The following is a 6,319-nucleotide window of genomic DNA, read 5'->3' as shown; positions in this document are numbered from 1 at the left end:
TGGCCTCCGGCCTCGTGAGCACTAAGTGTCGGTATAGCGACAGTTAGTGCTCACGTGCGCGGAGCGCACCTCGCGAGGGCCTTGCCGAGCACGCCCTTGCCGTCGGGGCCGGTGGCGGTGACGGCGAGGGTGACCGACCCGTCGTCGTCGACGGCCTTGACCGTCGCGCCCAGCTCGATCGCGGCGCCCTCGTCGTCGTCCGGGACGACGACGGGGCGGGTGAAGCGGGTGGAGAAGGAGCGGACCGCCGCGGCGCCGCCGGCCCAGTCGGCGACGAACTGCGCCGCGAGCGCCATGGTGAACATGCCATGGGCGATGACCCCGGGCAGCCCGACGGCGAGGGCGGTGCGCTCGTTCCAGTGGATCGGGTTGAGGTCGCCGGACGCGCCGGCGTAGCGCACCAGATCGGCCCGGGTGACGGTGACGGTGCGGCCGGGGACGGCGTCGCCGACGGCGAGGGCGGGCGGCCCGCTCACGCGTCCTCCCCGGAGTCGTCCCCCGTCGCGGCCCGGCCGACCAGCGTCGCGGTGCTCACCAGCACCGTCGCGCCGTCCGGGTCGGTGACGTCGCACCGGAAGGTGACGACGTCGTTCCCGGCGAGCTCGCGGACGTCGTCGACGGTCACCACGGTGGTCAGCTCGTCGCCGGCGACCACCGGCCGGTGCAGCTCGAAGGACTGGTCGCGGTGCACGACGCGCGTGAAGTCCAGCCCCAGCGCCGGGTCGTCGACGACCTCCCGGGTGGCGTCCCAGGTGAACACCACCGGGAAGGTCGGCGGGGCGACGACGTCGGCGTGGCCGGCGGCGCGGGCCGCCTCCGGGTCGGTGTGGACCGGGTCGGTCGCGCCGACGGCGCGGGCGAACTCCCGGACCTTCTCCCGGCCCACCGCGTACGGGCGGGGCGGCCAGCTGCGTCCGACGAAGGAGGGGTCGAGCGGCACGGCGGCGTGCGCGTCGTCAGGAGCGCGTCAGCGCGTCTCGCGGTGCCCGCGGTGGGTCCCGCAGTGCGGGCAGAACTTCTTCAGCGTGAGCCGGTCGGGGTCGTTCCGCCGGTTCTTCTTGGTGATGTAGTTGCGGTTCTTGCACTCCTCGCACGCGAGCGTGATCTTGGGGCGCACATCGGTCGCGGCCATGGGAGTGTCCTCTCGACTACGTCGTGCTGTGTTCGGTAGCGGTGGCCGGACTTGAACCGGCGACACAGCGATTATGAGCCGCTTGCTCTGCCACCTGAGCTACACCGCCACGGTGTGCCGGGGACCGGCCGGTCCCCGACATGACGAAACCGGCGGGGCGAAACCCGCCGGTCCCTTCCTCACCGAGCCCCTTTACGGAATCGAACCGTAGACCTTCTCCTTACCATGGAGACGCTCTGCCGACTGAGCTAAAGGGGCCAGTCCTCCCGCCGGTCAGGCGGCTCCGGAGCTCTCCGGCGCCGTCCCCGCGGGCGGCACCCAGCGTACAGGGCCCCCGGCGGCACCCGCCGTGCCACCCCCCTCGCGCACGAGGGTCTCCAGCCACTGGTCGAGGTGCCCCACCGACAACGGCCGGGAGACCAGGTAGCCCTGCGCGACGTCGCAGCCCATCTCGGCGAGCGCGGCGCGCACGGACCCGTCCTCGACACCCTCGGCGACCACGGTGAGCCCCAGCGTGTGACCCATCTCGACGATCGCCCGGACCACCGCGGCGTCGCCGGTCTCGGTGCCCATGCCGAGCACGAAACTCTTGTCGATCTTGACCTGGTCGACCGGCAGCCGGCGCAGGTGCGCGAGCGAGGACTGCCCGGTGCCGAAGTCGTCGACCGCGAGCCGGCAACCCATGGCGTGCAGGCGGCGCAGCGCCGGCATCGCGTACTCCCGCTCGGCGGACATCCCGCTCTCGGTGACCTCGAGGGTGAGCAGCTCGGCGGGGACCCCGTGGCGGGCGAGGGCCTCCGCGACGAGGACGGGGAAGGCGTCGTCGAGCGAGCGGACCGAGAGGTTCACCGCCACCGAGAGCCGCAGCCCGCGGTCGAGCCAGCGCCGGGCCGCCGCGAGGGCCTCGTCGAGGACGAACACGGTGAGACCGGCGATCTGCCCGGTCGCCTCGAGCACCGGCACGAACTCGTCGGGCAGCAGCGCCCCGAGCTCGGGGTGCTCCCAGCGCGCCAGGGCCTCGACCCCGAGGACCGTCCGGGCCTCGAGCGAGACGGTCGGCTGGTAGTGGACGCGCAGGCTGCCGTCGGCGACCGCCGGGGCGAAGCCGCGGATGAGGGCGAGCCGGCGGTCGGCCTGCTCCCCCATGCTCGGCTCGTAGCAGCGCACCGGCCCGCCGCCGAGGCGCGCCGCGGAGAGCGCGATGTCCGCGCGGGCGAGCAGCCGCGACGCCAGGACCGCGCCGTCCCGCTCCCCCGCCAGGCCCGGGACGCCGGAGACGGCCACGCCGACGACGACGGGCGCCTCGAACGGGATGCCCTCGACCACGAAGGGGCGCACCAGCTGGTCACGCATCTCGACCGCGCTCGCGTGGGCGGTGGGCCCGTCGACCCCGGCCACGACGACCGCGTAGGTGTCGCCTTCCAGTCGGGCCGCGAGCCGGGCCCCGGGCGCGACCTCGGCGGCGCGCTCGCTCGCGCAGACCGCCTCGAGCCGCCGGGCCGCGAGCGCGACGAACTCCTCGCCGCGGGCGTGCCCGAGGGTGTCGTTGACCTGGTCGAGCAGGCCGAAGGAGATGATCGCGACGGCGCCCGCCTCCCCGGAGACGTGCGTCGCGGCGGCCTGCAGGAAGCCCGGCCGGTTGAGCAGGTCGGTGACCGGGTCCCGGTGGGCGTCACGGCGCAGGCGCGCCTCCAGCCGGCTGTTCTCCACCTCGGCACCCACCTGCCGGGCGATGGTGGCGAGCAGGGTCAGCTCGCCGCGCACCACCGAGCGGGACGGTCCGCGCCAGCGCTGGGCGCCGACCCGGGCCGGATCGTGGACCTCGAGGACCCCCCGGCGCGACCGCACGATCGGGGGCGCCTCGCCGTTCCCGGCCGCCTCGCCGACCTCCGGCGCGGTGATCGGCGCCACGAGGACCTCCCCGGCCCGCCGCGCGTCCATCCAGTCCCGGACGGTCGGCGGCGCCGTGCGGCGCAGCCACCGGGCGGCACCTCGACCGGGTCGGAAGGCCTCCGCCGGGACTGCCGGCGCGCCGGGACCCGCACCGGGCAGCGGCTCGCCCGCCTGCTCGAGGAGGGGGCCGACGGCGAGGACGACCCGGCGCGCGCCGTAGCGCAGCCGCAGCGCCTCGGCGATCTCGCGCGCCGCGGTGCGGCCGTCGTCGTCGGGGCGGTGCACGGCGTGCGACGCCACCGCCCGGCCGACGGCACCCAGCGTCCGGAGGTCGAGCGACCTCCGGGCGCGCGCGGTGCGCAGCACCGAGACGCCGACGACGCCCACTCCCACCGCCAGGACGACCGCTGCGAGGACCCCCGCGACCCCGCTCACGGCGCGGCGGCGGGCAGCGCGCCGCACGAACAGTGCATCGACGCCTCCCGCTGCCTCGTCCGACGAACCCGTCGCCGGTCATCCTTCCGGGTACCCGCTCACTCTACGCAAGAATCCTGACGAAGGTAGGTACCTCTACACCACTCATACGGACTAATTACCCCACCGCGCCACGGCCTGAGACAGCAACTGGTCACGGAGAGTCCGATCCGCCGAGGCAACAGCTCCATCCGGGCGCGCCGGACGGACGCGGCCGTGACGAGGCGTGCGCCCGGGTCGCCTGATGGGATGGACGCGGGGTCACCGACCGGTCCGCGGGCCGGGTCGCCGCACGGAGGAGGAACGCATGTCGCTGGACCCGGGAGCGGACCGGAGCGGGGGCGGGAGCGCGCCCACGGCGGGCATCGTCGCCACCGGGAGCGAGCTCCTCGCGGGCCGGGTGCACGACGCCAACGGTCCCTGGCTCGCCGAGCGGCTCGGGGAGCTCGGGATCGACGTCGTGCAGATCCTGCTCGTCGGGGACCGGCCCGACGAGATGGAGGCGGCGCTGCGCTCGCTGCGCGGGGTGGACCTCGTCGTCACCAGCGGCGGCCTCGGCCCCACCGCGGACGACCTGACGGCCGCCGTCGTCGCGGACGTCACCGGGCGCCCGCTGGAGCTCGACGAGCACATGGAGAAGGTCGTCGGGGACATCATCTCGCGCTTCGCGGACCGCCTCCGGTGGGACGCCGACGCCCTCGCCGAGGCCAACCGCAAGCAGGCGATGGTGCCGCGCGGCGCCACCGCGATCCGGCCGGTGGGCACCGCGCCCGGGCTGGCGGTCCCGCCGGGCGGGGAGGGCGCGTACGCCCCCACGGTGCTCGTCCTGCCCGGCCCGCCCCGCGAGGTCCGGGGCATGTGGGACGACGCCCTCGCGACCGCCCCGATGCAGGCGCTGCTCGCGCGCACGGCGCCCTTCGAGGAGACCCACCTGCGCCTCTTCGGCGTCCCCGAGTCCGAGATCGCGGCGACGCTGCGCGCGGTGGGCGAGCACACCGACCTCGCCCCGCTGGAGATCACGACCTGCCTGCGCGACTTCACCCTCGAGGTCGACCTGCGCCGGCGTCCCGACGACGCGGCCGCGCGGGCCGCGCACGACGCCGTCGTCGCCGAGATCGACGCCCGCCACGGGAAGGCCGTCTTCTCCCGCACCGGCGAGACCATCGACGAGATCCTCTTCGGGCTGCTCGAGGGCCGCACCATCGCTACCGCGGAGTCGTGCACCGGGGGGCTGCTCGCCGGGCGGCTCACGGCGCCCGCGGGGGCGTCCGCCCACGTCGAGGGCGGCATCGTCTCGTACTCCAACGAGGCCAAGGAGCACCTGCTCGGCGTGCCCCACGCCCTCATCGCCACCCACGGCGCGGTCTCCCCGGAGGCGGCGCATGCCATGGCCGGCGGTGCGATCGAGCGGTTCGGCGCCGACGTCGCGGTCGCGATCAGCGGGATCGCGGGTCCGGGCGGGGGCACCGCGGAGAAGCCCGTCGGCTACGTGTGCTTCTCGGTGCGCACCGCCGACGGCCGCGAGATCGCCCGGGACCCGGTGCTGCCCGGCGAGCGCGGCGACGTGCGGGAGCGCTCGGTGGTGCTGGCCATGCACCTCGTGCGGCGCATCCTCACCGAGGGATGAGCGCGCTCAGGCCGTCAGGCCCTTGAAGAAGCGGATGATCTGGTCGATCGCGTCGCCGAGGGCGGACAGGATCCCGCGCACCGTGGCCGCAGCCTGGTCGGGCTGGGCGATCACGAAGTAGAGGATGATCGCCACGACCACCAGGATCAGCAGGAGGCGCAGGCGCGAGTTCATCGTGTCCTTTCCGCAGCAGGGAGCCCTGCGGACCGGGTCGAGCCCCGGCGGACCCGGGTGCGGGGCGACCGTAACGTGGCGATCTCGCCACCGGTGCCAGTTCGGAGCACGTGTCGCGGACGTGATCGACGTCCCCCGTCCGGCCCTGTCCGACCGGCCGGGGCAGGATGTCGACCATGACCGGCGAGCGCATGACGGGGTTCACCCGCGGGGCCCTCCGCTTCGACGTCGTCGACGGCGGTCCCGCCGACGCCGACGAGACGGTGTTGCTCCTGCACGGCTTCCCGCAGACGAGCGCCAGCTGGGGCCCGGTGGCCCAGCGCCTGCAGGCGGCCGGTCTGCGCACCCTCGCGCCGGACCAGCGCGGCTACTCGCCGGGGGCCCGCCCCGCCGGCCGCGCGGCCTACCGGGTCGAGCACCTCGTGGACGACGCCGCCGCGCTCGTCAGCGCGTCCGGCGCCGGATCGGTGCACGTCGTCGGCCACGACTGGGGTGCGGTGGTGGCCTGGGCGCTCGCCGCCCACCGGCCCGAGCTCGTCCGCACCGTCACCGGGGTGTCGGTCCCCCACCCCGCGGCCTTCCTGCGCGGATTCCTGCACGGGCCGCAGCTGCTGCACTCCTGGTACATGGGGGCCTTCCAGCTGCCGTGGCTGCCCGAGCTCCTCCTGTCCGACGAGGCCCGGATGACGGCGGTCCTGCGCCGCAGCGGCGCGGGCGCCGAGGCGGCCCGCCGCGACGCGGCCGCCCTCGCGGGCGCGATCACGGGCCCGATCAACTGGTACCGCGCGCTCCCCCTGGCCTCCCCGGGCTACACCCGCCGCCCGGTCCAGCGCCCCTCGCTGCAGGTCTGGAGCGACGGCGACGGGTTCATCACCCGCGCGGCCATCGACCAGAACCCACGTTTCGTCCTCGCCCCGTACCGGCTCGAGGTGCTGCCGGGCGTCAGCCACTGGATCCCCGAGGAGGCGCCGGACCGGCTCGCCGAGCTGGTCCGGGCCCACGTCGGGGCCTGAGCGGAC

At 75.3% G+C, this 6,319-nt stretch carries 7 protein-coding genes and 2 tRNA genes; 2 read left to right on the top strand and 7 right to left on the bottom strand.

Annotated elements, in window-relative coordinates; genetic code table 11:
- Positions 1–50: 50 nt before the first annotated feature.
- From HH311_RS19400 to HH311_RS19375, 6 genes are all read right to left on the bottom strand, one after another.
- On the bottom strand, positions 51–476 hold the full coding sequence (locus HH311_RS19400) for a MaoC/PaaZ C-terminal domain-containing protein (protein WP_169185319.1): 426 nt from the start codon (positions 474–476) through the stop codon (positions 51–53).
- Positions 473–940, bottom strand: a complete 468-nt coding sequence (locus HH311_RS19395) for a MaoC family dehydratase N-terminal domain-containing protein (protein ID WP_169185318.1) — start codon at positions 938–940, stop codon at positions 473–475. The genes HH311_RS19400 and HH311_RS19395 overlap by 4 nt, the downstream gene beginning before the upstream one ends.
- Positions 941–967: 27 nt before the next feature.
- The gene (gene rpmG, locus HH311_RS19390) at positions 968–1,132 is read right to left on the bottom strand and encodes a 50S ribosomal protein L33 (protein ID WP_169185317.1); all 165 of its coding nucleotides are present in this window, start codon (positions 1,130–1,132) and stop codon (positions 968–970) included.
- Positions 1,133–1,168: 36 nt separating this feature from the next.
- A tRNA-Met gene (locus HH311_RS19385) sits at positions 1,169–1,241 on the bottom strand.
- 76 nt (positions 1,242–1,317) lie between these two features.
- Positions 1,318–1,390 (bottom strand) — tRNA-Thr (locus HH311_RS19380).
- Positions 1,391–1,405: 15 nt separating this feature from the next.
- Positions 1,406–3,487 (bottom strand): bifunctional diguanylate cyclase/phosphodiesterase, encoded by a 2,082-nt coding sequence (locus HH311_RS19375; protein ID WP_169185316.1) that lies wholly within the window; start codon positions 3,485–3,487, stop codon positions 1,406–1,408.
- 319 nt (positions 3,488–3,806) lie between these two features.
- Here HH311_RS19375 and HH311_RS19370 point away from each other — a divergent pair, with 319 nt between their 5' ends.
- On the top strand, positions 3,807–5,126 hold the full coding sequence (locus tag HH311_RS19370; RefSeq protein ID WP_169185315.1) for a competence/damage-inducible protein A: 1,320 nt from the start codon (positions 3,807–3,809) through the stop codon (positions 5,124–5,126).
- Positions 5,127–5,132: 6 nt separating this feature from the next.
- On the opposite strand, the gene HH311_RS19365 is transcribed toward HH311_RS19370, so the two are convergent.
- The gene (locus HH311_RS19365) at positions 5,133–5,300 is read right to left on the bottom strand and encodes a hypothetical protein (RefSeq protein ID WP_169185314.1); all 168 of its coding nucleotides are present in this window, start codon (positions 5,298–5,300) and stop codon (positions 5,133–5,135) included.
- 176 nt (positions 5,301–5,476) lie between these two features.
- Between HH311_RS19365 and HH311_RS19360 the strand changes: the two genes are divergently transcribed.
- On the top strand, positions 5,477–6,313 hold the full coding sequence (locus HH311_RS19360) for an alpha/beta fold hydrolase (RefSeq protein ID WP_169185313.1): 837 nt from the start codon (positions 5,477–5,479) through the stop codon (positions 6,311–6,313).
- Positions 6,314–6,319 lie beyond the last annotated feature (6 nt).

The sequence above is a fragment of the Actinomycetospora sp. TBRC 11914 genome (assembly GCF_012933465.1).
GTDB lineage: Bacteria > Actinomycetota > Actinomycetes > Mycobacteriales > Pseudonocardiaceae > Actinomycetospora.
Note: the sequence above shows the minus strand (reverse complement) of the source record. Positions and strands in the feature narration are given on the sequence as shown.